Here is a 24,443-nt window from a genome sequence, read left to right as displayed (position 1 = left end):
AAAAGCCTCATACGAACAAATGCGTGTGAAAAGCCAAGCTTTTCGTTCATTTATGGTCGACGCACCCCCGGATAATGGCGTCCATCACAATTCCGCTTCATTCTTTCAGCGGATAACCGCGATTGACGGATATAGCCTATGCCTTCTTTGGTGATGCGCCTTGGTCGACCCCCGTTTTGCCTTCCCTTGTGGAGGGACGCATGAGCGAAACGGGTGCGACGGCAGGCCGTCAAAACAGCACGACACAAAGCCCTCCGCGTAGCGGAGCCGCAGAGAACGAACCCAGCAACCCATCGGCTTTTGAGCGCACTATGAAACAGCTGCGCGGCAATCCGCTTGTGGTGGTACTGGTGGCGGCTGCCGCATCCATCGCGGTGGTGGCGGCCCTTTTCATGTGGGCCAGCAGTCCCGACTACCGGGTGCTCTACAGCAATCTCAGCGAAGCCGACGGCGGCCGAATCATCACAGAGCTAGATACCCGCGGCGTTCCTTACCAGTTCAGCCAGGGCGGCCAAGCACTGCTAGTCCCGAGCGACCAAGTGCACACGCTGCGCCTTCAACTGGCTGAGCAGGGTCTCCCGCAAGGGGGCAATCTTGGCCTTGAACTCATGGAAACCCAGGCGTTCGGGATCAGTCAGTTTGCTGAGCAGGTCAACTTCCAACGCGGCCTGGAAGGCGAGCTTGCTCGCTCCATCGAGTCGCTTGGCCCCGTCGAAAGCGTGCGGGTTCACCTATCCATGGCGAAGCCGTCGGTGTTCATCCGCGACCGCGAGCCTGCTAAAGCGTCGGTGGTGCTGACTCTGCTGCCGGGCCGAGTGCTGGGCGAGGGACAAGTGAGCGCCATCGTTCATATGGTCTCCAGCAGCGTGCCAGAGCTTGCCATCGAAGACGTCACCGTCGTCGATCAAAACGGGCGTCTCCTCACGGCCAACAGCGCCCAGGGGGGTGACCTCGACGGCACTCAGTTGGCGTACATCACGGAAGTCGAGCGCTCTTACCAGCAGCGTATCGAAAACATCCTGTCGCCCATCATGGGCAGTGATAACGTGCGCGCCCAAGTAGCCGCGCAGATCGATTTTTCACGTCGTGAGCAGACCTCCGAGCGCTATAGCCCCAACCAGGCGCCCAACGAATCAGCCGTGCGCAGCCGTCAATTGAGCCTCTCTTATGATGGCGAAGACCCTCTTGCCACCGGCATTCCCGGCGCCCTCAGCAACACCCCGCCGGGTGTGGCGCCCTCCCCGATCAATCAGCCCGATGCCGAAGAGGGCGATGGCGAAGGAGACGGCGAGGCCGAACCGGGCGCGTTACGCAATCTGCGCCAAGAAGACGTCGTGAATTATGAAGTCGATCGTAGCATCGAACACATTCAGCATCGTCTGGGCCAAGTGCAAAGACTCTCCGCAGCGGTCGTGGTCAACTTCCGTAACGTCACGAACGAAGAGGGCGAAGTAGAGCAAGTGGCCCTCAGCGCCGAAGAGATCGCACAAATCGAGCGCTTGGTTCAGCAGGCCATGGGCTTCTCTGAGCTGCGAGGCGATCAGGTCGAAGTGGTGAATACGCCCTTTGCTGGCGACGATGACACTCGCGTCGAGCCTGTTTGGTGGCAACACCCCGACAACATCGCCATGGCAGCGACCTTGGGTCGCTACCTTCTTGTTGCTATCGCTGCCCTACTGCTCTATTGGCTGATTTTGCGTCCGCTGATCAAACGCTATACGCAACCCCCGGTCATGGCGGCTGCCATGCCTGGCGGAACGCTGAACACCAGCGTAGGCGGTGAAGAGGACGAGCAAGAAGGCAGCGAAGGCGAGGGCGACGAGGAAGACACCTACAGCAACAAGCCCAAGCGTCGTCGTAAAACGTCGCTCTACGAACACAATCTTAACGACCTGCGGGAGATGGCCCAGGAAGATCCCCGCATGGTCGCTATGATCATTCGCAGCTGGATGAACGCCAATGACTAGCATTGCTGAAATGAGCGGCGCACGTAAAAGTGCCATTCTCCTGCTGGCACTGGATGAAGACAGCGCCGCCGAGGTCTTCAAGTTCCTCAGCGCCAGCGAAGTGCAAGAGATCAGTACCGAAATGGCACGGCTTCACCAAGTTTCGCATGAAGACATGAAAGCCGTGCTGGAAGCGTTCCACCGTGAAACCGAAGAGTTCGTGGCGCTGAACCTCAACTCGAGCGAGCACATTCGCTCGGTGCTGACCAAAGCGCTCGGCAGTGAGCGGGCTACCAGCCTCATCGAAGACATTCTCGAAACCACGGGCGAAAATTCAGGTATCGATGCCCTGAACCTGATGGAAGCGTCCATGGTCTCCGAACTCATCCGCGACGAGCACCCGCAGATCATTGCCACCATTCTGGTACACCTGGACCGCCATCAGGCGGCCGATATTCTCGAGCTGTTCGAAGAGAAGCTGCGTAACGATGTCGTCCTACGGATTGCGACGTTCAGTGGCGTACAGCCAGCGGCTCTCCAAGAGCTCACCGAGGTACTCACCAGCATGCTCGACGGTCAAAACCTCAAGCGCAGCAAGATGGGCGGCGTAAGAACGGCCGCAGAGATCCTCAACCTGATGAACTCTTCTCAGGAAGAGGTGGCCATCGAAACCGTTCGCTCGCACAGCGAAGACCTTGCCCAGAAGATCATCGACGAGATGTTCCTCTTCGAGAACCTTCTGGACCTGGACAACCGCGCCATTCAGATGGTCCTACAGGAAGTCGAAACCAACTCCTTGGTGGTGGCCCTCAAGGGTGCCCAGGACGCGTTGGTGGACAAGTTCCTGCGCAACATGTCGCAGCGCGCCGCCGATTTGGTACGCGAAGACATGGAGGCCCGTGGCCCCATTCGCGTCTCTCAGGTAGAAACCGAGCAGAAAGCGATCCTGCAGATCGTCCGCCGTCTGGCCGATTCCGGAGAGATCGTCCTAGCGGGCGGAGACGACGAGTATGTCTAATACGCATACGCCAGAGTTTGATCGCCACGGCGAGTGGCGGCGCTGGCAGATGGACGAGCTGGCAGCGCCCAGCCGTGCACAGCCTGACAGCCGCGCCGCCGTGCCAAGCGAGCACCAGCGTAAAGTCGAGGCCGCCCGGCGCGCCGCAGAAGAGGCGCGTGCCCGTGAAGAGCAAGAGCGCCAAGAGATTTACGAACGTCTTCGCCAAGCTGCCGAAGAGGAGGGGTATCAGGCAGGGTTGACGCGTGGCCACGACGAGGGCTATGCCCAAGGGCTAAGCGAAGGGCGTGAGCACGCCGCGCAAGAACTCAATGAACAGATTCGCAAGAGCGTGGCCCCGCTAGCGGCTTTGGCCAAACAGTTTTCGGAGGCCCTCGAGCGTCTCGACGAAACCATCGCCCACGATCTGGCAGAGCTGGCGTTGACCACCGGTAAGCAGCTAGCAGGCGACGCACTAGACGCGCACCCCGAGCATATCCTCGCCATCGTGCGGGAACTGCTGCACACGGAGCCTCCACTGGTGGGTAAACAGCGACTGTGGCTCAACCCCACCGATCACGAGCTGGTCACCGAGCACTTAGGCAGCGAACTGGAAGCCGCCGGCTGGACGCTGCAACCAGACGACCAACTGACTCGGGGGGGGTGCCGCCTGACCAGTGCCCAGGGCGAACTGGATGCCACGTTCGAGAGCCGTTGGCACAGCGTTCAGGCTCAGCTCCGTAAACGCCATAGCGCGGCATCCTCGGGGTAATGCGATGAACCACCTCCGTTGCCCCCATCAACAACGATGGCAAAAAGCCCTTCAGCGCACGACTCAGCGCGTTGGTCGGCTGCCGTATTACCGCTCTAGCGGTCGTGTGGTGCGTGCAACGGGCATGGTGATCGAAGTGGTCGGTTTACGCGTCGCCGTTGGCAGCGCCTGCCAGATCGAACTTCCGGGCGCAGATGGCCGCTTGAACGACAGCGATAAGCATGCCGAAGCCGAAGTCGTCGGCTTCTCGGGCGATAAGCTCTACCTGATGCCCCTCGAAGAAATTTCCGGCTTGATGCCGGGCGCACGCGTCACTCCCCTGGTCGATGGCAATGGTCACAGTGCGCGCCGCTTCCCGATCGGTGACGAGCTACTCGGGCGAGTCTTGGATGGTAATGGCAATCCGCTCGATGATCGTGAAGGCGTGGAGGAAGCTCCCCGCACGACGCTCCAATCTCGGCCGCTCAATCCGCTGTCACGTGCGCCCATCGAATCACAAATCGATGTTGGCATTCGCGCCATCAATGCACTGCTCAGCGTGGGTCGTGGCCAGCGCATGGGGCTATTCGCAGGTTCCGGCGTGGGTAAATCGGTTCTGCTGGGCATGATGGCGCGCTATACCCAAGCCGATGTGATCGTGGTGGGCTTGATTGGCGAGCGTGGTCGCGAAGTACAGGACTTTATTGACAATATTTTGGGGCCAGAGGGGCGTAGACGAGCAGTGGTTGTCGCCGCCCCTGCTGACACGTCGCCGCTACAGCGCTTACAAGGGGCTGCCTATGCAACGCGCATCGCCGAAGGGTTTCGCGATGCCGGTCGCAACGTGCTGCTGATCATGGACTCCCTGACACGCTATGCGATGGCACAGCGGGAGATCGCCCTCGCCATTGGCGAACCGCCCGCCACGAAAGGCTATCCGCCGTCCGTCTTCGCCAAATTGCCTGGTTTGGTAGAGAGAGCCGGCAATGCAGAGCGAGGTGGCGGTTCGATTACGGCGTTCTATACCGTGCTCACCGAGGGGGATGACCAGCAGGATCCCATCGCCGACTCGGCCAGGGCGATCCTGGATGGCCATATCGTGCTGTCTCGCACGCTAGCCGAGGCCGGTCACTACCCTGCCATCGATATAGAAGCCTCTATCAGCCGTGCGATGACCGCCATCGTGACGCCAGCGCAGCAGCAAGAGGCGCGCACGTTCAAACAGATTTTTTCACGCTATCAGCGCAACCGCGATCTGATTAGCGTAGGTGCCTATAGCCCAGGACATGACCCTCGGCTAGACGAAGCCGTCAATCGCTTTCCTGACTTGGAGCGATTCCTTCAACAAAATATCGAGGAGTGTGCGACGCTTGAAGAGTCACGCCAAGCCCTGCACACGGTAGTGGGAGGCTAAATGAGTCATCAACAGCTCGATATGCTGACAGATCTCGCGCGCGATGCGCGCGATCAAGCCGGCAAACTGCTGGCGCAAGAGCGTCAAACGCAGCAGCAAACCGAAGCACAGTTACACTCGCTCAACCGCTATCGCGTCGAGTATGCCGAGCGTTTACAGCAGGCCATGCGTGACGGTATCGACCCCGCTACCATGTACAACTATCAACAGTTCTTGGCGTCGCTGGACGCCGCCCTGAGCCGTGCCCGGCAAGCGTTGGCGGCGCAGCAAAAACGCGTGCAACAAAGCCAACAGCACTGGCAGCAGGAGCAGCGCAAACTCTCCTCTTACGATACACTGGCCTCGCGTCGGTTATTAGAGGAGCACCGCCGCCAAGCACGCCACGAGCAAAAAGTGAGCGATGACATGGTGACTAACCGTCTGGCTCGTCAGCAGTCTGATAAACCCCTTTAGCGTCGCGTCAGGAAACCTATTCATGAATATTCAACTGTTACTTTCTGCGAATCCTAGTCAGGGAAGTGGCGCGTCGACGTCGCAGACGACGGGGGCTCAAAGCGTCTCGAACGGCCTTTTTCGTCAAGCCATGCTGCAGGCCAACGAAGGACAACCGCGACTGCCCCAAGCGCTTTCTGCCAGCTCGACACCTACTTCGCAGGCAACGACCGATCTAAAAGAGTTCGCGGCACTGCTAGACTCACTGGGCATTGAGCTTGATCAAGAAGGTTTGGCAGCGCTATTTGCGCAGCTGCAAAACACAGAGCAACCCTCTGCAGAGCAGCTGGCGATGCTGCCAGGCGTGCTCGACGGCACGACCGATGTTTCTCTGTCAGCGCTGGATGAAATCGCCAGCCGTCTCTCGTTGGTCGCAGCGTTTAGCGATTCGCCAGCTCAATCGAGCGCATCTACGACAGACACCTTGTCGATTGCCGACATTGCAGAGCAGTTAGCGATCAGCCACCAGGACGCTGCCGCCCTGGTGACCGCCTATCAACAGCTCACTGCCAACACGGACACGACGGGGTCTCGCCAGCGTGTTGACATACTCAATCAGCAAATTGCCGCGCTACTCAGTCACACGACCGCCCATTCCCCCACGGAGGGCAAGCCAGCCACCCCTGGCACGTTAACGGCACCGACGCTGCCAACACCCCCGCCTTACCCAGGGATCAGTAGCGAGGCCATCGCGAGCGCTCTGGCGGTCAGCAGTGGTGCAAGCGAGGGAACTGCGCGGTTTAGCAGTGCAGGCGAGCTAGCCTTGAACTTACCGGGCACCGGCAACGGTGCCACCCCAGCTTCGACACCTATCGCCGCGTCATCGAGCACGTCCCTGCCCTCATCCATTGGGACGCCAGTGTCGCATCCTGCGTGGCCATCACAGCTTGGCCAGCAGCTCGTGCAATTTGCCCAACGAGGCGGTGAGCAACACATTCAAATGAAGCTGCACCCAGCCGAGCTAGGACCGCTCTCCATTTCACTGAAGATGACCGAACATGGCGCTCAAGCGCATTTCCTGTCGGCTCATGCGCAGGTGCGCCAAGTCGTAGAGCAAGCGATTCCACAGCTTCGCGAAGCGCTGGCAGAACAGGGAATTTCGCTAGGAGAGACCTCTGTAGGTGAGCAAAATGCCTCCAACGAGCAAGCTTTCGCCCAACAAAGCGGTGGCGGTGCCTCGGGTGATGGCAGCAGCGTAGAGGGCGACATCGGAGCGCCTACGTCGGAAAGCACGCCCGTGACGCTGGATGGGCGAGTCGACCTGTATGCGTAAGGCAACGTATGCCTTGGTCATGACGTACGTAGTAATGATCGGATTAACTAGCTAAACCAAAAGATAGGCTCCCCAAGGAAGCCTGTTCGTTTCTTCACCATCACTCGCGTTAGGCATAATGCTTGGCTAGCGTCATGCGTGAACATCATGGGAACAACAATGGCAGAATCAAGCGGCGGATCAAAAAAACTGCTTTGGGTAATGATCGTTCTTGTCTTGCTCTCCTCTGCAGGAGCAGCAGCAGCGATCTATCTCGTACTCGACCAGCGCGATAACAGCGCCGAGGGTGACGCTCAGCAGCAAACGGTGGAGCACACCCCTCCGGTGTTTACCCAGATCGAGCCCTTTACCGTCAACTTAGCGGATGACCGCTACGGGTCACGCCTTCTCTATACAGGCATTACCCTGCGTGTTGGTAACGAGGAGAGCAAGGCGCTCATCGAAGAGCACATGCCGCAAGTGCGTAGCCGTCTCCTGATTCTTTTATCCGGCAAGCAGGCAGAACAGCTGACTTCGACCGAAGGTAAAGAGACGCTCGCCCAAGAGATCATTCGCCGATTGAGCGTTCCGCTAACGGAAAACCAGCCTCCCTTGGATCTTCGGGAAGTGCTGTTTACCGAATTTATTGTGCAATAGCCTAGGGAACGGGAGCCGTTCATGTCGCAGGACGATCTACTGTCCCAGGAAGAGATCGATGCCTTACTCAAAGGCGTCAGCGGAGATGACGAGCCGTCGGCAACGTCGTCTCCAACCCAGGATGAGTCGCGGATTCGCCCCTATGACCCGTCGACACAACACCGGGTCATTCGCGAGCGCCTGCACGCGCTCGACTTTATCAACGAACGCTTTGCTCGTTACTTCCGCAACGGGCTGTTCAACCTGATTCGCCGTAGCTCTGACATTACTGTCGAGTCAGTGCGCTACCAAAGCTTCAGTGACTTTTCACGCAACGTACCGGTGCCGACCAACCTCAACATCGTGTCGATGAAACCGCTGCGTGGCTCGGGTCTTGTCGTTTTCCCACCAAACCTGGTCTTCATGGTGGTAGACAACCTGTTTGGGGGCGACGGACGCTTCGTTACCAAGTCGGATGGGCGCGAATTTACGAATACCGAACAGCGCATTATTCAGCGTTTATTGAATCTTGCCATCGATGCGTATCAAGAAGCTTGGAAAGTGGTCTATCCGATCGATGTCCACTTTTTACGCTCCGAGGTACAGTCGAAGTTTGCCAACATTACCAATTCACCCAACGAAATCGTGGTGAATACCAAGTTCAACATCGAAGTTGGCAATCTCTCGAGCAGCTTCCAAGTCTGCATGCCCTACGCCATGATCGAGCCGCTGCGCGACTTGCTGGTCAACCCGATCAACGACAGCAACCACGATAGCGACGGTTCTTGGTCACGCCGTATGGCCAGCGAGCTACGCCAGTCGGAGGTGGAGCTGGTCGCGGAATTTGCACAAATTCCCAGCCGTATCGCTCAGGTAATGGGACTGAAAAAGGGGGATGTCTTGCCGGTGGATATTCCCAGCACGATTACTGCACGCGTTGATGGGGTCCCCGTCATGGAGTGCGAGTACGGTAGTCAGCGTCAGCAGCGCGCGTTACGGGTGCTACGTATGATCGACCATGCTGCTATGAATAACGTATCGTCCAAGGACTTTATTAAAGGTTCAACGCGACAGAAAGCCAAGGAATCCAAAGCATGACTGACCCTAACAAACCCGATCAAAAAGTCTCTGATGACGATTGGGCGGAAGCCATGTCTGAGCAAGAAGAGCCGTCCTCTGACGCGGATGCCGCCAGCGAAGACGAGGACCCCTGGGCAGCCGCCATGGCGGAACAGGAGGCAGCCGAGCAATCCGATGCAGAGGATGAGCCGGAACCCGAGCCCCCCCAGGCTAAATCCGCCAGCGACGAAGTATTCCGCCCGCTGAGCGGTGAGCAGGGTAGCGCCCCTTCTCGTGATCTCGAAATGATCATGGATATTCCGGTCAAGCTGACGGTGGAGCTGGGTCGTACGAAGCTTACGATCAAACAGCTGCTAGAGCTGGCACAGGGTTCCGTCATCGAGCTAGAAGGCCTGGCCGGGGAGCCTATGGATATCCTGATCAATGGTTATCTGATTGCCCAGGGCGAAGTGGTCGTCATCGAAGACAAATACGGTATCCGCATTACGGAAATCATTACGCCCTCCGAGCGGATTCATAAACTCAACCGATGAGCGTGGCAACCTCCAGCGCCCAATCCTCGGTGGATGCACTAAGCGGCGGCGACGCTCTCATTGGTATGGCGGCACTGGGCAAAACCGCCGCTGCGCTTGCGCTGGTGATTGCGATCATTCTGCTCTGCACCTCGCTGCTCAAGCGCTGGCAACAGCATCGTTTCGACCAGGGCGCGCGATTGCGGATCGTCGGAACCACCGCAGTGGGTAACCGCGAACGCGTCGTCGTGGTCGAAGTGGAAGACACGTGGCTGGTACTGGGCGTGAGCAGCGGTCGCATCAGCAAGTTGCATGAGCGGCCGGCACCGGCAAACCGCCCCCACATACCCGAAACTCCGCCGTCTCGTTTCGCTCAGCGCTTGGCCAATGCGCTGGCCAAGAACCGTGACAAAAGCGACCGCTCCCCTTCAGACTCTCAGCACTCACCATGACACACGTTTCGTATGTTGCTCGGCTCTTTTCGCGTCGCTGGTGGCTATTTGCGCTACTGCTTGCGGGCGGTCTGATGGCCTTCCCCGCCGCAGCACAGCAGTTACCCGGCCTCGTCTCACAGCCCACCGAAGATGGCGGGCAGCAGTGGTCACTCTCGTTACAAACGCTGCTTTTTTTAAGCTCTCTGGCCTTCTTGCCAGCGATGCTGTTGATGATGACTAGCTTTACGCGCATTATCATCGTGCTTAGCCTACTGCGTACCGCCATGGGCACACAGGCAACGCCGCCCAATCAGGTGCTGCTGGGTATTGCACTGTTTCTGACGTTTTTTATCATGTCTCCCGTGTTGAATCAGGTGTACGACACCGCCTGGGTGCCTCTAACGGATGAGGTGATCAACTTCGAAGAGTTTCTACTGCGTGCTCAACTCCCATTTCGTGAGTTCATGCTGGCTCAAACACGGGAACCTGATATTGCTTTGTTCGTTCGCCTCGCCGATATCGGCCCTCTGCAAGGTCCAGAGGAGCTACCGATGCGCGTATTGCTCCCCGCCTTTGTCACCAGCGAACTCAAAACGGCGTTTCAAATTGGCTTTACCATTTTCATTCCTTTTTTGATTATCGATTTGGTGGTGGCTAGTACGCTGATGGCGCTGGGGATGATGATGGTGCCTCCTGTCACCATCTCACTGCCTTTCAAACTCATGCTCTTCGTGTTGGTCGATGGCTGGCAGCTCATCATTGGCTCGCTAGCAGAAAGTTTTTACATGATTTAACGTCGCGGGGCGCGGCAAGGAGCATCTATCCATGACACCCGAAATGGTGATGAGCGTCGCTTATCAAGGCATGCGCGTAACGCTGTTCCTGGCAGGCCCCATGCTACTCGCCGCCCTTTTTACGGGCCTCATTATCAGCTTGTTTCAGGCGGCCACTCAAATTAACGAGATGACGCTCACGTTCATTCCCAAGATTCTGGCTGTTTTTGCCGTTTTAGTGCTGGCGGGCCCCTGGCTCATTGGCTTGATTACCGATTTCACAACGCGCCTGTTCACCAATATCCCTGCAATGGTGATGTAAGCAGTGGTCGAGGTCACCTTTGCACAGTTACAAGGATGGCTGGTTGCCTTCTTTTGGCCTTTCGTACGCATTACGGCGTTTATGACGGCCACCCCGCTCTGGGGACACTCCAGCATTCCCACACCAGCAAAGGTGTCGTTAGCGGCTGTCATTGCCATCGTCATTGCGCCGGTGCTGCCTCCCATGCCCGCCGTACCGCTCATGTCGTGGGCAGGCCTTGGCATCATCATCGAACAAATGCTGATCGGCATCGCGATTGGGCTGGTCATGCATGTCGTATTTGCTGTCGTGCAGGCCGCCGGTGAGTTTATCGGTTTACAGATGGGTCTGGCCTTTGCGAGCTTTTTCGACATGTCGAGCGGCACGAACATCATGGTGCTATCACGTATTCTCTACATGATCACGCTGCTGATGTTTCTCGCGTTTAATGGGCATTTGATGGTACTAGAGACGCTGGTGATGAGCTTTCAAACGCTCCCCATCGGGGTTGGCAGTTTAAATCCGAATGCCTTCGAGCTGCTGGCAAGGTATGCAGGGACAATTTTTGCCTCCGGCATGCTGCTCGCCCTTCCGTTGGTGGCTTCGCTGCTGATTATTAGCTTATCGCTAGGTATCTTGAACCGCTCAGCGCCGCAGCTGACCGTTTTCAATATCGGCTTTCCTACGTCGTTGACCGTTGGCATCGTCCTGCTAATGGTATTGATGAGTGATATTGGCAGCTTTCTGCAACAGCTGTTTAGCCAAGGCATCAGCTTCACCCAAAGTCTTATCGAAACGATGGCGCCCTTGAACTAAAAAGCCCCGGCATGATGGCCGAGGCTTTCCATAAGACGTTACACGCTGGAAGACTACATGAAGTCGAACAGCGACATGCCTTTGATGTCTACGAACGCTTTCTGAGCCGCCTGAAGGCCTACTTGGCGCAAGCTGTACTCGGAAATAGCATCGGCATAATCGAGATCAACCAAGTCCGAAAGCGTTTGTTCGTAGTTGAGCATGCGGTTACTGCCAACTGCATCGATGACGTCTAGCTCGTTGAGCCGGGCACCGGCGGAGGCACGGACCGTCAATACGTTGTCCAACGAGTTATCCAACTCACGCATGGACGTGTTCAGCGTATTCCGCAGGGCTGCTTTCTGCGTGCCATTTTCTGCTGGCGTTTCTAGTACACGGATAGCCGCTTCCATCGTTTGAAACAGATCGGCCGAAAGCTGATCACTGCCAGGCTGAGCGACTAGGATTTCATCGCCAACTTCAGGCGCCCCTTTCAGAGTCAGGCTCACCCCTCCAAAACTCACTTGCTCGCCTGCTGACTCGTCGTAAGCTTGATCCTCAAGACCGGCGACTGGCTGCCAAGCAGCCCCATCGAACTGCTCGACAGTGTAAGTCGGGTTACCACCTCCATCTTCGTCGAAAAGAACGCGGAAGCTTTCACCATAATCTGGATCGTTGACATTGGTCACTTGTGGACCACTGAACGTCACGCTGCCCTGGTTGGCTGACTCGGCTTTGGCTATATAGCCTGCGCCGCTTGGCACTCCTTGGAAAATCGTCGCCCCATTTTCCGTCACGGGCATTAGGCGAGACGCATCGACGCGCTGAGCGCGCGCGTTCGTATCACCGTTGTATTGGACGTTGCCAGCGGCAGACTTAACGAAGGGCGGAGCGTCGTCTTTGTAACCACCAAAGATATAGCGGCCGTTACCATCGGTGGCATTTGCCTGACCGATCATCGTCTCGTAAACACCCTTCAACTCACTGGCAATGGATTCACGGTCAACATCACTCAACGTATCGCTGGACGCTTGAATCAGCAGCGTCTTGGCGCTAGTCACCGCATCGCTAATACTGTTGAGAATGCTTTCCGTTTGTGCCAATGAGTTACGCGCAGATACACGAGAGTCTTCGTACTGCTGTGTGATGGCTTTCGACTGGTCGACACCTACCGCACGGGATGCCGCTTGTGGGTCATCCGACGGATTGACGACACGCCGCCCACTGGCAACTTGTTGCCCCACTTTCAAAAAGTCATTTTGCTGACGATTGATAGAAGCCGTACTCTGTTCATACATCGTGACCGTACTGACACGCATCGCCTAAGCTCCTATTAATTACGCAGATTCAAAATGGTGTCCATGATCGTACCGGCGGTATCGATCACACGGGCATTGGCTTGATAGAACTGTTGGTAACGAATCAAGTTGGCCGCCTCTTCGTCAAGGTTCACCCCAGACTCCGACTGCTGTACGGCGCGTAGTTGATCCGTCAGGCCCTGGCGTGCATCCAGATTGACCTGGGTAATGTTGGTGCGATTACCCACGTCACTGACAAGCGCGCCATAGGCACCGCTTACGGACGCGCTGCCGCCAACAATATCCTGACCTTGCAAATCTTGGAGCAATAATGCATTGCTATTATCACCCGCGCCTGCGGCAATCCAATCTGCAGGATCGTCATTAGGGTTAATAGGTAAGCCCGCGGCAATTTTATCAGCATCAATAAGATTCACTTCCATACCGTTAGCGGCTCGACGAACGGGTTGTACCTCAAACTGATCCCCGTCGGCCGGCGTATTGCTAAACGTCATAGAGAGGCCGCCAAACGATAGCGTATTATTGGCAGCGTCCCAGCCTGTACCGATATCGACGTCTGCACCACTATCGTTACGAGTCACGGTAGGTGCGCCACCTGCAAAACTGACGGTGTAATCCGTTGCACGTAGCTGATCGATAGCATCAGCATCAAATTCGATGGCGTCGATCGTTACAGGGCTGTTGTCTTCGTAACTGTAGGCTTGTGGTGCGCGCACATTGAAGAAGTCGCCGCCCTGCTCGCCGTCCAAATCGACGCCTTTCTTGTGCTGTTCGTTAAATGCGACGGACAGCGAAACGGCAAGCTGACCAACCTGGTTCTGCGTTTTATCGAGAGTTTCTGAGCGGAATGTCATCAATCCCCCCAGCGCGCCCCCTTTGACCGTGGACTCGTCCAACTGAATCAGGTTACCGCCTCCATCGCGATATCCCACGATCGTCCGCTGAGGATCGTAGTCGGCCTGCACGGGTTCTAATTTGAACGAGCTGGTCCCCGTGACGAGCGGCTGACCGTTAGGCAAGCTAATGTTGTACGTCTTGCCATCCTGCACGTTCAGCCGTAAATCCATGCGCTCGTTGAGCTCGGAGACAAGAAAGTCGCGCTGGTTCAACAAGCTGTTGGGCGCTTCGCCCGTACGTGCGCGAGCCAATGCAATCTCTTTATTGAGACCGGCAATTTGCTCCACCGTATTGTTGACCTGAGTAATCTCATCTTTGATCTGGTTGTTGATGTTGCTCTGCATGTCCTGCAAGTAGCCATCGAACGAGCGGAACTGCGCACTCAGCGTGTTCGCCGTCCCAAGCACTCCCTGGCGTGCCGCAGGATCAGAGGGGGAGCTTGCCAGATCTTCCAGCGAAGAAAAGAACGTCTGCATGAGCGGGGAAAGACCCGCATCCCGGTCGGCTAGCAGGTTATCGATCTGCGAGACTTGGTTGTAGTACGTATCTAACGCGCTGGACTGGGTCTTGGCGTTATTGAGCTGATCGGCCACATAGGTATTGAACTGGCGCTCGATATCATCGACTCGGACACCCCCACCCACACGCCCTTCACCAAGCTGGGTCAGCTCGCGGTTGTAGCTAGGCGTATAGACGTTACTGATGTTGTTACTCGTGGTATTGAGGGCATTCTGCGCCGCGTTGAGGCCGCTTAAGCCGATCGAAAACATGCTCATGGTTCAATTCCTTAGGCCGATTTTTTACTTATCGGCAATACGCAGACAAACTTGAGGTGTCGCTAGCGAGAATCCGCTAGAAGGCTTCCTGCGGCATTTAATGGGCCCATGGTATTCATCACCGATACCAGCTTATCGGCGTAACGCGGATCGGTCGCATAACCGCCACGCTGCAGCTCACGTGCCGCCTGCTCGGCATTGGCCGCTTGCAAAACACCCGCATAGCGAGGGTTGTTGCCAATCAAGTTGGCATAATCGGTAAAGGCGTGCTCGAAAGAGTCGTACACACGGAAAGTATCGACGACTTGCGTACGGCGACCGTCCACGTACTCGTGGGTCACGATATCGGTGGTTTTGCCTTGCCACTGGCTACCCGCTTTAATGCCAAATACGTTGTAGCTGTTGCGGCCTTGCTGGGTGGCTATTTCATGCCGCCCCCAGCCTGTCTCCAGGGCTGCCTGCGCCAAAATAAGCTCGGCAGGCACACCGGTAGCGGCGCTGGCCGCCTGCGCAGGCGTGGCCAGCGTTTGCACGAACCGTTCGACATGCTCATGTGAAGACGCCGCCGGACGCGGGGCGTCTGCTAACGCGGCGGGGGCGCTGCTCACCTCTTCCGGTTGGCGAATAGCGTCCAGCTCGTCATAAAAACGGCCGCTGCCCGTACTGGCAGGCGCCTGGGCGTTGTTAGGCTGTAGCGGATTGTCTAACACGCGCGGCGTCCCACGGGGGATGCCTGCAATCAGTGCCTGAAGCTCTTGGTCCGGGTTGCTGGCTTGTCCAACCGCGCCTTGACGCTGCAACTGCTCCACTAGCGCATCGGCCAGACCAATGCCACGGGAAGCCATGACTTGGGACCACTGCTGGTCGAGCATGGATTGATAGAACGTAGTATCGCGACTCTCCAACAGTCCCGAGGTCGGCGTGGCATCACGCATGCTTTTGACCATCATTTGGATGAACAAAGCTTCGAATTGCTGTGCCGCACCTTGCACACCGGCTTCAGGGTCGACGCGGGCATTGTGCTGCAGCCGCTGGAACCCGTTCATATCCAGCGCAAACTGGCTGGTCATATCCCCCATGCTCATCAGATGATCTCCAGCTCAGCACGTAAAGAGCCTGACGCTCTCAACGCTTCCAAAATCGACATCAAATCTTGAGGAGTGGCCCCCAACGCGTTCAATGCGTTCACCACGTCTGCCAAATCCGCGCCTTCGACGATTTGTAGATAGGCTTCTTGTTGTTCGATATCGATATCCGCGTCCGGCACGACCACGGTCTCGCCCTCCCCTAAGGGGTTAGGCTGGCTGACGCCAAACTGGGTATCGATCATGATGGAGAGGTTGCCATGCGCGACGGCAGCACGACGAAGCGTCACTGCACTATTCATCACGACGGAGCCAGTGCGTGCATTCAGCACGACTTTGGCGGGCGCCTCGGTCGGTGTCACCTGGACGTTCTCGACGCGCGCCATGAAGTTGACCCGCTCATTGGCATCCATAGGGCCGTCCAAAGCGATAACACGGCCATTGCGTGCATAGGCGACGGATTGCCCAAACTCGCTATTAATCGCGGAAACCATACGCTGCACGGTCCCAAAGTCGGCATCGTTGAGCTGCAACTCCAATACTCCCCCGTTGCCTCCCAGGTTCAACGGCACTTCTCGCTCGACGAGGGCACCGTTGGGAATACGGCCCGATGCCTGCTGGTTGATCTGCACACTGCTGCCGCCCGCTTGTGCCCCCGCACCGCCTACCAGCATATTGCCCTGGGCAATCGCATACGTATCACCATCGGCACCTTTGAGGGGCGTCATGAGCAGCGTGCCACCGCGCAAACTGCTCGCGTTGGCAATGGAGGACACGACGATGTCCAAACGTTGGCCTGGACGAGAAAAGGGGGGCAGATCTGCTGTGACCATGACGGCGGCCACGTTACGCAGCTGCAGGTTGGTACCCGGCGGCACCGTCACACCCAACTGCGACAGCATGTTGGTCAAACTCTGACTGGTGAAGGGCGCTTGGGTCGTTTGGTCGCCGCTTCCGTCGAGACCCACGACCAAACCGTAACCGACTAATTGGTTATCACGAACGCCTGCAAAGCTTGCCAGCTCACGCACGCGCTCAGCGTGGGCCGGCAACATCACCAAACAGAGTGCCACGAACGCTGCGACACGCACGGTGGCTGTTAGACGTTGATACGCTTTCCACTGCATAGCCATTTCACCAGGTCTCTGTTGTCGAGCTCGTTAACACGCCTAGAACGGCGACACATTCAGGAAAAAGCGCTGCAGCCACCCCATATGCTGCGCTTCGTTGATATAGCCATCGCCCACGTACTCGATCCGTGCATCGGCCACTTGAGTCGACGGCACGGTATTTTGCGCGGTGATCGTACGAGGATTCACGACGCCCGAGAAGCGAATGAATTCGGTGCCCTGGTTGATCGCGATCTGTTTCTCGCCGCGTACCCGCAGGTTGCCGTTATTCATCACTTCTAATACGGAGACGGTGATCGTACCGGTAAACGTATTGTTCGCCTGAGAGCCGCCGCCGCCCGCAAAATCGCTGGCGCCCTCGATATCGAAACCGTACTCGGCCAACGTATCCAGCACATCCGGAAGCTGGGCTAAGTCCAGACTCGCACTGCCAGAGCGGTTGGCGTTGGATTGGGCATTCTTACTCGCGCTTACCTCTTCATCGAGCACGATGGTGAGAATATCGCCTATGGTACGGGGGCGACGATCTTCGAATAGCGGCTGATAGCCCCGGCGCGCCTGATAGATGGAACCGTTAGGCACCGGCGGTGGCCGATCGACAATGGTGATCTGCTCTTGCTCGCCCACGACGGACGCGCGGGGTATCTGCGCGCACCCTGCGGCCAGCAGCACCAGCAGCGCTAAGCTAGCCAGCACGACGCGGCGTAACATAAGGTTTGATTTCAACATAGCGCGATCCGTTAAGAAGCTCTGACGAACAGTGGCATTAGAGCTGGCTTAAGCGCGCTAGCATTTCGTCACTGGTCGAGACAGCTTTACTGTTGATCTCGTAAGCTCGCTGCGTTTGGATCATGTTGACCATTTCCTCGACGACATTGACGTTCGAGGTCTCGACGTACCCTTGGAACAGTCGCCCGGCACCGTTATTACCCGGCGCGTTTTGGTTCGGCGCACCCGAGGCACCGGTTTCCAGGTAAAGGTTGCCACCGATGCTTTCCAAACCCGCTGGATTGATAAAGGAAGCCACGTTAATTTGGCCAATATCGGCATCTTGAGCGATTCCCGGCTGACGCACGCTCACCGTGCCATCTTCACCGATCGACACCGATAGCGCATTGGCCGGCACGAAGATCGCTGGCTCGAGCGGATAGCCGTTCGCCGTGACCATCTGGCCATTTTCGTTCAGCTGGAAACTGCCGTCACGGGTATAACCAATCGTGCCGTCTGGCAAAAGCACTTGGAAAAAGCCTTCACCATTGATCGCGAGATCGCGGGAGTTGCCCGTTTCTTCCAAGCCGCCTTGCGTGTGCAAGCGCTCCGTAGCCACGGCACGCACCCCGGTACCGATCTGCATACCGGAAGGCAGACGGTCCTGAATGTTATTCTGCGCGCCCGGCTGGCGCATGTTTTGATAAAGCAGGTCTTCGAAAACAGGCCGCGAACGCTTGAAGCCATTGGTACTGACGTTCGCGAGGTTGTTGGAAATGACATCCAGCTTGGTTTGCTGAGACTCTAGTCCGGTTTTGGCAGTCCACAAAGACTTGATCATACGTAGGTTCCCTTGGCTGAGTGGCTGCGATTAGCCCTGAATAGCGAGAATACTGTTGGCTCGCTGGGCATTCTCGTCCGCCGAGCTGAGCATTTTCATTTGCATGTCGTAACGGCGCGCCACGTCGATCATCGATACCATGGCATCGACGGCACTCACGTTACTGCCTTCCAGCGCACCACTGACCAAACGAGCATCCTCATCCGCTTGCAGCACGCCAGGCGCACCATCCTCACCGGGTGGCGCTCTAAAAAGTCCGTCGTCGCCGCGTTCTAATCCCTGCTCATCCGGCGTGACGAGTTTGATACGGCCAACGTCCACGATTGCTTCAGGCCCTTCCCCCTGAGGAATGGCACTGATCGTACCGTCGGCCCCAAATGAAATTTGCGCGCCCTGCGGCACCGCAATGGGACCGGCATCTCCCATGACAGGCCGACCTACGCTCAACAGCACCCCATCGCTGTCGAGCTGCAAGTCGCCTCGGCGGGTATACGTCTCGGTCCCGTCGTCTGCTAACACCGCCATCCAAGCATTTCCCTGCATGGCCACGTCCAACGTACGTCCAGTACGCTCGATAGGGCCTTGTGAGAAATCGGTTCCCGGCGTCGTGGCTACTGCCGAGACCCGGGTGGGTAGTGCGCCATCGCCCTGCACGGGCACCGAGCGCACGGCCTGAAGCTGAGCGCGGAACCCAGCGGTCGACACGTTCGATAGGTTGTTGCTCACTACCGACTGTTGGTCCATCGTGTGTTTTGCGCCGCTCATGGCGGTGTATAGCATGCGATCCAAGACGTTTACTCCTTACCCGTTGGCCCACTCATTAAATATTAATGATGGTTTGCAGGAGCTCGTCCTGAGTACTGATGGTCTGTGAGTTTGCCTGGTAGGCACGCTGAGCCACGATCATATCGACCAGCTCACGGGCCATATCCACGTTGGATGTTTCAATCGCACTTGGCTGGATTAAACCGCGCAAGCCAGCGCCCGGCGCACCCAGCAGCTCTTGACCAGAGGTTCCAGTGGCTGCCCACAAGTTTTCACCCTCAGGGCGCAGACCTTCTGGATTACGGAAAGTCACCAATGTCACCTGGCCAGCAGCGCGCGACTCTTCGTTCGAGTAGTTGCGCATGATGGTGCCATCTTCCTCGATGGTGATACCAACGAGCGCACCTGACGTATAGCCGTCCTGTACGGTGTCATTGACCGTGGATTCGCTGGCAAACTGGGTAGACCCTTCAAAGCTCAGCTCGATATCCAGGGCTGCCAGCGGGTTACCGGCACCAAATTCGTTGTTGTTGAACAAAGCATTGGTGGAATTGTCTGCCTGTAACGTGCCGTTTTGGGTAAACGTCAGGTTACCCAGGGCCACATCATAGGTGCCGCCATCCGCGGGGCCACCTGACAAACGCCCATTAACTTCCCACTCGTTAGCGGCAGTTTTAGTAAAGTAGACGGAAAGGTTACGCGCGTTACCCTGGGAGTCGAAGACCGTCGCGTTGGTAGAGTAGTTATAAGTGTTCGCATTATCCGCGTCGAACGCGGCAGCAATCACTGGCTGGCCAGAGTTCAGGTTTAACGAGATATCCAGCCCAGTCGTGGCGTTTGCAGGCAAATCGCCAGGTGGAATTTCCATGGGCACCACGTTACCGCCCTCTTGCACGTTGCCCTCGGCATCGGCGGGGTAGCCCATGATCTGAGCCCCTTGGGCATTCACGAGCCGACCATCCGACGTCATGGTCAGCTGACCATTGCGCGAATAGCCAATTTCACCATTAGGCTGTTGGTAACGGAAGAAGCCTTCACCGGCAATTGCCAGATCCATGTTACGGCTGGTGGACTCGATGTTGCCCTGACTGAAGTTCTGCAACACGGCGGAGGTCCGAACCCCCAAGCCCACGCGCGAGTTTGCGAAGACATCGGCAAACTGCACGTTGGAGCTTTTGAAACCAACGGTCTGAGAGTTGGCAATGTTGTTGCCAACGACGCCGAGTTTTTCCTGCTGAGCGTTTAAGCCACTAAGTGCCTGTGTAAAACTCATGATGTTCCCCTGAAGAAAGTATCGATTAGCGAGTAATCAAAGAATTTGCTTGATTTGGTCGAGTGTCACTTGGCCATATATCGCACCGAGGTCAAGACGTACGTCACTGCCACCTGCTCCAGGCGAAACGCCTTGTACCAAGGCATAATTCAATGCGCGCGACTCCAGCAGTTCACCCTCGGCATTCGTAGCTTTGAAATTAACTCGATAAGCGCCCTCAGGAACGGCATCGCCCCCGTTGGTCGTGCCACCCCAGCTAAATGACTCTACCCCCGCCGCTACACTGCCCAGTTGATTGGTATAAACCACTTCACCGGACTGACTGGTCACCGTGACTTCTACCTGCTCAGCAGGGGAATCGAGCTCAATGCCAAACGGAGTAGCGTACGAACCATTGTCAGGATCGACGCTGACCATCACGTTATTGCCTGGCACCAGTACGGCTTTATCGATTAACCCAGCCGCCTGCAGCGTTTGCGCCGCATCCATCTGCTGGGTAATGCCGTTCAAGGTATCGTTCAGCTCTTCGATGCCGCTCACCGTATTGATTTGCGCGAGCTGAGACGTCATCTCCGCATTTTCCATCGGGTTGAGCGGGTCTTGGTTCTGCAACTGTGTGATCAGTAGCGTCATGAAGCTATCGCGCAGTTCGGCAGACTGACGCGTGGAGAGGCCAGAAGTAGAACCATTGCTGTTAATGCTATTAACGACACTCGTGTCAATATTCATCGTTAGCCCTCACCGAGCGATAGCGTTTGAACCATCATTTGCTTGGTTGTGTTGAAAACTTCCACGTTGGCTTGATAAGAGCGTGACGCAGAAATCATATTGACCATCTCGTGCACCGGCTCGACGTTGGGCTTGGCAACGTAGCCTTCTTCGTCCGCTGCGGGGTGGTTCGGCATGTACTCCATCCGTAGCGGAGAGTCGTCTTCCAGTACTTCCGTGACCCGTACGCCCCCCACCCCATAACGGTTATTCTGGGCCTGAGCTTCGAACATGACCTGTTTGGCGCGGTAGGTTTCTCCATCGGGCCCTGCCACACTATCGGCATTCGCCATATTGCTCGCCGTGACGTTCATCCGCTGGGCTTGGGCGCTCATGGCCGAACCGGCAATATCAAACGCTGAAAACATCGACATCGCTTATTCTTCTCCTATCACTAGGTTATTCAGGCTGCATCGCATTTTTCAGGCCTTGAATACGACGGTTCATGATGGTGAGCGCAGCCTGATAGCGCACCGCATTGTCGGCAAACTGTGTTCGCTCGCGATCCATGTCGACGGTGTTGCCATCGAGACTTGGCTGGTCAGGAATTCGATACAGCAAATCTGCACTTCCTGCGCCTTGCCAGGCAGGCCCCTCACCCGCCAAATGGCGATCGGAGGTACGCGCCAATGCCAAGCCACCGTTCTGCTGCTGTGCCTGGCTGCCGTCCACGGCTTTCTTCAGCTCGCTGGCAAAGTCGATGTCCCGCGCCTTATAGTTAGGCGTGTCGGCATTGGCAATGTTAGCGGCTAGCACTTGGTGCCGTTGCTGCCGCAACCCCAGTGCCTGCTGATGGAAGTTAAAGGCAGATTCAAGCTGATCAATCATGCCGACCCTCGCTCGCTGAGAGGCAAAAATAAATCGGAAATTGTTGATGATGAATGATAGGCGTGCGGCTTTCACCTTAAAGCATGGAACAGCTACCGTTTACACCAGCATTTCCCATGATGCGGGAGGTACTTTTGCATTACACTCCCGGGCTGATGCTAGCCGTCTGTTCCTCTAACCTGAGCGACTTTCCCATGCGCCACTTGCTGCATTTTGCTGCACGCTGCTCAGCAATTTTTAATGGTTTCTTATTACTTTTGTATGTCGGCGCGCCTCAGCCCGCCTGGGCACAAACGACAGACCAAGCACTGGTCGATGCCGTGCAGCAGTTCTTGTACCAAGAAGCTCAAGCGCTGGGCGAGGAAGTGGTCATCGATATCGCACCGCCGTCACCGCACCTACCCGCCTGTTTGCAGCCCACCCCATTTTTACCCAATGCGGATCAGGCTCCTATTGGTCGTGTATCTGTGGGCGTTCGCTGCGGTGAAGCAGGCCGCCAGACCCGCTATCTGCAGGCGCAGGTGGACGTGATTGGTCGTTATATCGTAGCGAGCCAAGATATCGAGCGCGGAGCCTTGATTACAGCAGCCATGCTAACTCAGCGTGAAGGCAACTTGAGCGATCTCTCCTCTCAAGCACTCACGAGTGAAGATGAGGTCGTGGGCAAGGTCGCGCAGCGGCCTATCCGCAGCGGCAGCACCTTCCAAGCACATTTTTTACAAGCCCCTAGCCTCGTGGAACGTGGCCAGCGTGTCACGGTCATAGCGGAAGGTACCGGCTTTCGCGTGTCCCGGGAGGGGGAGGCACTTGCGGATGGTGCCCAAGGTGAAACCATCCGTGTACGTTTTGGTCCTCGTGAAATCATGAACGCGCGAGTGATTGGCCAAGGGACTTTAATGGTGGATTTTTAGTCGATCATCTAAAGTTTCTCTATAGAAAGCCGATAAAAGTAATATAGCGCGCGGCGCCCCAACGTTGACGATGAGGCCAACAACGTGAAAATCGATAATCTCAATCCGCTGCTTCGCAACACCCCCGCGCAGCAGCGTGATGATGCTCAAAAAATTGGTGGCACTAAGCCACCGGAAACGGGTAATTCGACCCGTGAAACGACTCAGCTTAGCCCATCTAGTATCGATGACAGCCAAGACATCGACATGGCTAAGGTCCAAGAGATTCGTGATGCCATCCGTGAAGGTCGACTCGAAGTGCGTGCTGATCGTATCGCAGATGGCCTTATCGCCAATTTGAACGACCTGTAACGTTTATCCTATGAGCCTTTCACGCCTTCTTTCCAGCCAGTTGCAGCGCCTTGAAGATCTCATTGCGCTACTTTCCAATGAGCAGGAGCAGCTGACCAAAGGCAGTATCGACGGTGACGTATTAACGCAGATCGCTGCTAAAAAGCAGGCACTACTGGACGAGTTGGAGCGCATGGAAGTGTTGCGCCGTGGCGTCCAAGCCAAGCTTGGCTATCCGGAAGGTGCCCTGGGAGCCAACCAAGCCGCTACTGACGCAGCGTGCCTACCGACATGGGAAAGCCTGCTCGAAAAGAGTGAACGCGTCTCACGAATGAATGCATTGACCGGCCAAATGCTGTCGTTACGCATGAAGCATAACCAAGAGATGCTCGACTACATTCGACAAATTGCCGAAAAAACACTGTATAAGCCAAATGGTCGTAACAGCGCCCAGCCAGGTCGTATCAATGCATCGGCTTGAACGGCTATCCTAGACAAAATCTATACAAAGCGCTTCAATGAGAACAAGAGTGTTCATTATTGGAGCGTGTCATGTTTCCTCATCTCCCCGAAGGCTTTAACGCAGTCATTACAGGCGCCAATGGCGGCATTGGTCATGCAATGCTGCAATGCCTTTTATCATCTCCTCAAACGGGGCGTGTCATCGCAGTTAGCCGCTCAGCGATAGCTGCACATCACCCCAAACTCGATGCGCTGGCTGCAGACATCACTACTCCATCAGGCCGAGAGGCGCTATGTAGCGCCTTAGACGGCCAACCGGTTCACTTACTCTTCAATGCGGTGGGCCTACTCCATGATGATTCCCGAGGTATACAGCCTGAAAAGCGCCTAGAGCAACTGGATGACGAGGCATTCGCCCACGTCATGCACATCAATGCGGCAACGCCTGCGCTGCTAATTGCCGCCCTCAAGCCCTCGCTGCAAGGGAAGCACCCCACGATCATCGCTAGCCTCTCAGCCCGTGTCGGCTCCATCACTGACAATGGGTATGGCGGTTGGTATAGCTACCGTGCCAGCAAAGCCGCGCACAATATGTTGATGAAGACCGCCTCAATCGAGCTAACACGGTTGAATAAGCAGTCGATCGTTCTCTGCCTGCACCCAGGCACGACAGATACGTCTCTCTCGAAGCCGTTCCAAGCCCGGATTCCAAGCGGTAAGCTGTTTACCGCTGACTTCGTGGCGAAACAGCTGATCGACGTGATGGCCAAACGGTCGCCGGAAGAGACTGGCAGTTTCTGGGACTGGGCAGGCGAGTCGATCGAGTGGTAACGACGTCTTTCATCAACGTCTGACGCCACCCACACACCAAAAAGCCCCGAGCACAGGGTGCCCGGGGCTGGTCATGGCGCGCTTTCGAGCGCGCAACAAAAAACCCAGCCGTTTGGCTGGGTTCTTTGCGGTATAG

28 protein-coding genes are annotated in these 24,443 nt (G+C 56.6%); 17 read left to right on the top strand and 11 right to left on the bottom strand.

Features of this window, described 5'->3' with window-relative positions:
* Positions 1-200: 200 nt before the first annotated feature.
* From fliF to fliR, 13 genes are all read left to right on the top strand, one after another.
* On the top strand, positions 201-1,967 hold the full coding sequence (gene fliF, locus QIT27_RS13525; RefSeq protein ID WP_253019261.1) for a flagellar basal-body MS-ring/collar protein FliF: 1,767 nt from the start codon (positions 201-203) through the stop codon (positions 1,965-1,967).
* Entirely contained in the window at positions 1,960-2,964 is a 1,005-nt protein-coding gene (gene fliG, locus QIT27_RS13520; RefSeq protein WP_159340601.1) for a flagellar motor switch protein FliG, read from the top strand. The genes fliF and fliG overlap by 8 nt, the downstream gene beginning before the upstream one ends.
* On the top strand, positions 2,957-3,715 hold the full coding sequence (locus QIT27_RS13515) for a flagellar assembly protein FliH (RefSeq protein WP_285264140.1): 759 nt from the start codon (positions 2,957-2,959) through the stop codon (positions 3,713-3,715). The genes fliG and QIT27_RS13515 overlap by 8 nt, the downstream gene beginning before the upstream one ends.
* Before the next feature lie 4 nt (positions 3,716-3,719).
* On the top strand, positions 3,720-5,108 hold the full coding sequence (gene fliI / locus QIT27_RS13510; protein ID WP_159340599.1) for a flagellar protein export ATPase FliI: 1,389 nt from the start codon (positions 3,720-3,722) through the stop codon (positions 5,106-5,108).
* On the top strand, positions 5,109-5,561 hold the full coding sequence (gene fliJ / locus QIT27_RS13505) for a flagellar export protein FliJ (protein WP_159340598.1): 453 nt from the start codon (positions 5,109-5,111) through the stop codon (positions 5,559-5,561).
* Positions 5,562-5,583: 22 nt separating this feature from the next.
* On the top strand, positions 5,584-6,873 hold the full coding sequence (locus QIT27_RS13500) for a flagellar hook-length control protein FliK (RefSeq protein WP_285264139.1): 1,290 nt from the start codon (positions 5,584-5,586) through the stop codon (positions 6,871-6,873).
* Between the two features lie 159 nt (positions 6,874-7,032).
* On the top strand, positions 7,033-7,509 hold the full coding sequence (gene fliL / locus QIT27_RS13495; RefSeq protein WP_159340596.1) for a flagellar basal body-associated protein FliL: 477 nt from the start codon (positions 7,033-7,035) through the stop codon (positions 7,507-7,509).
* A 21-nt stretch (positions 7,510-7,530) separates the two neighbouring features.
* Positions 7,531-8,586, top strand: coding sequence for a flagellar motor switch protein FliM (gene fliM, locus QIT27_RS13490; RefSeq protein WP_159340595.1), 1,056 nt, complete (start codon positions 7,531-7,533; stop codon positions 8,584-8,586).
* On the top strand, positions 8,583-9,101 hold the full coding sequence (fliN, locus tag QIT27_RS13485; protein ID WP_159340594.1) for a flagellar motor switch protein FliN: 519 nt from the start codon (positions 8,583-8,585) through the stop codon (positions 9,099-9,101). Before fliM ends, fliN begins: the two co-directional genes overlap by 4 nt.
* Positions 9,098-9,532 carry a flagellar biosynthetic protein FliO gene (gene fliO / locus QIT27_RS13480; RefSeq protein ID WP_285264138.1) on the top strand — a complete coding sequence of 145 codons (435 nt, stop codon included), beginning with the start codon at positions 9,098-9,100 and terminating at the stop codon, positions 9,530-9,532. Before fliN ends, fliO begins: the two co-directional genes overlap by 4 nt.
* Positions 9,533-9,606: 74 nt before the next feature.
* Positions 9,607-10,308, top strand: a complete 702-nt coding sequence (gene fliP, locus QIT27_RS13475) for a flagellar type III secretion system pore protein FliP (RefSeq protein ID WP_371825157.1) — start codon at positions 9,607-9,609, stop codon at positions 10,306-10,308.
* Positions 10,309-10,339: 31 nt separating this feature from the next.
* Positions 10,340-10,609, top strand: coding sequence for a flagellar biosynthesis protein FliQ (gene fliQ / locus QIT27_RS13470; RefSeq protein WP_044629584.1), 270 nt, complete (start codon positions 10,340-10,342; stop codon positions 10,607-10,609).
* A gap of 3 nt (positions 10,610-10,612) precedes the next feature.
* Complete coding sequence (gene fliR / locus QIT27_RS13465; RefSeq protein ID WP_159340591.1) at positions 10,613-11,404, top strand: flagellar biosynthetic protein FliR; 792 nt, start codon at positions 10,613-10,615, stop codon at positions 11,402-11,404.
* Positions 11,405-11,457: 53 nt separating this feature from the next.
* Here fliR and flgL read toward each other — a convergent pair whose 3' ends face one another.
* From flgL to flgB, 11 genes are all read right to left on the bottom strand, one after another.
* A complete protein-coding gene (gene flgL, locus QIT27_RS13460) occupies positions 11,458-12,702 on the bottom strand; it encodes a flagellar hook-associated protein FlgL (protein WP_253019257.1) in 1,245 nt (414 codons plus the stop codon).
* 14 nt (positions 12,703-12,716) lie between these two features.
* Positions 12,717-14,375 carry a flagellar hook-associated protein FlgK gene (gene flgK, locus QIT27_RS13455; protein ID WP_285264137.1) on the bottom strand — a complete coding sequence of 553 codons (1,659 nt, stop codon included), beginning with the start codon at positions 14,373-14,375 and terminating at the stop codon, positions 12,717-12,719.
* A 62-nt stretch (positions 14,376-14,437) separates the two neighbouring features.
* The gene (flgJ, locus tag QIT27_RS13450; RefSeq protein ID WP_285264136.1) at positions 14,438-15,460 is read right to left on the bottom strand and encodes a flagellar assembly peptidoglycan hydrolase FlgJ; all 1,023 of its coding nucleotides are present in this window, start codon (positions 15,458-15,460) and stop codon (positions 14,438-14,440) included.
* Positions 15,460-16,515, bottom strand: a complete 1,056-nt coding sequence (locus tag QIT27_RS13445; RefSeq protein ID WP_253019288.1) for a flagellar basal body P-ring protein FlgI — start codon at positions 16,513-16,515, stop codon at positions 15,460-15,462. The genes flgJ and QIT27_RS13445 overlap by 1 nt, the downstream gene beginning before the upstream one ends.
* A 114-nt stretch (positions 16,516-16,629) precedes the next feature.
* Complete coding sequence (locus QIT27_RS13440) at positions 16,630-17,319, bottom strand: flagellar basal body L-ring protein FlgH (protein ID WP_253019254.1); 690 nt, start codon at positions 17,317-17,319, stop codon at positions 16,630-16,632.
* A 37-nt stretch (positions 17,320-17,356) separates the two neighbouring features.
* Positions 17,357-18,139 (bottom strand): flagellar basal-body rod protein FlgG, encoded by a 783-nt coding sequence (gene flgG, locus QIT27_RS13435; protein ID WP_159340585.1) that lies wholly within the window; start codon positions 18,137-18,139, stop codon positions 17,357-17,359.
* Between the two features lie 30 nt (positions 18,140-18,169).
* On the bottom strand, positions 18,170-18,928 hold the full coding sequence (flgF, locus tag QIT27_RS13430) for a flagellar basal-body rod protein FlgF (RefSeq protein ID WP_159340584.1): 759 nt from the start codon (positions 18,926-18,928) through the stop codon (positions 18,170-18,172).
* Between the two features lie 31 nt (positions 18,929-18,959).
* Positions 18,960-20,177, bottom strand: a complete 1,218-nt coding sequence (gene flgE, locus QIT27_RS13425) for a flagellar hook protein FlgE (protein ID WP_159340583.1) — start codon at positions 20,175-20,177, stop codon at positions 18,960-18,962.
* Between the two features lie 36 nt (positions 20,178-20,213).
* Entirely contained in the window at positions 20,214-20,906 is a 693-nt protein-coding gene (locus QIT27_RS13420; RefSeq protein WP_159340582.1) for a flagellar hook assembly protein FlgD, read from the bottom strand.
* 2 nt (positions 20,907-20,908) lie between these two features.
* Positions 20,909-21,319: a flagellar basal body rod protein FlgC gene (gene flgC / locus QIT27_RS13415; protein WP_159340581.1), complete on the bottom strand. Its 411-nt coding sequence runs from the start codon at positions 21,317-21,319 to the stop codon at positions 20,909-20,911.
* A gap of 25 nt (positions 21,320-21,344) precedes the next feature.
* Positions 21,345-21,773 carry a flagellar basal body rod protein FlgB gene (gene flgB, locus QIT27_RS13410; protein WP_159340580.1) on the bottom strand — a complete coding sequence of 143 codons (429 nt, stop codon included), beginning with the start codon at positions 21,771-21,773 and terminating at the stop codon, positions 21,345-21,347.
* A gap of 134 nt (positions 21,774-21,907) precedes the next feature.
* Here flgB and flgA point away from each other — a divergent pair, with 134 nt between their 5' ends.
* The 4 genes from flgA to QIT27_RS13390 all read left to right on the top strand — a co-directional run bounded on the left by flgA (position 21,908) and on the right by QIT27_RS13390 (position 24,307).
* Entirely contained in the window at positions 21,908-22,684 is a 777-nt protein-coding gene (flgA, locus tag QIT27_RS13405; protein ID WP_285264134.1) for a flagellar basal body P-ring formation chaperone FlgA, read from the top strand.
* Positions 22,685-22,768: 84 nt separating this feature from the next.
* On the top strand, positions 22,769-23,035 hold the full coding sequence (gene flgM, locus QIT27_RS13400) for a flagellar biosynthesis anti-sigma factor FlgM (RefSeq protein WP_159340579.1): 267 nt from the start codon (positions 22,769-22,771) through the stop codon (positions 23,033-23,035).
* A 10-nt stretch (positions 23,036-23,045) separates the two neighbouring features.
* Positions 23,046-23,495 (top strand): flagella synthesis protein FlgN, encoded by a 450-nt coding sequence (locus QIT27_RS13395; RefSeq protein WP_285264133.1) that lies wholly within the window; start codon positions 23,046-23,048, stop codon positions 23,493-23,495.
* 71 nt (positions 23,496-23,566) lie between these two features.
* Positions 23,567-24,307, top strand: coding sequence for an SDR family NAD(P)-dependent oxidoreductase (locus QIT27_RS13390; protein WP_285264132.1), 741 nt, complete (start codon positions 23,567-23,569; stop codon positions 24,305-24,307).
* Positions 24,308-24,443: the final 136 nt, after the last annotated feature.

The sequence above is a fragment of the Halomonas sp. LC1 genome, from assembly GCF_030247125.1.
Lineage (GTDB): Bacteria > Pseudomonadota > Gammaproteobacteria > Pseudomonadales > Halomonadaceae > Vreelandella.
Note: the sequence above shows the minus strand (reverse complement) of the source record. Positions and strands in the feature narration are given on the sequence as shown.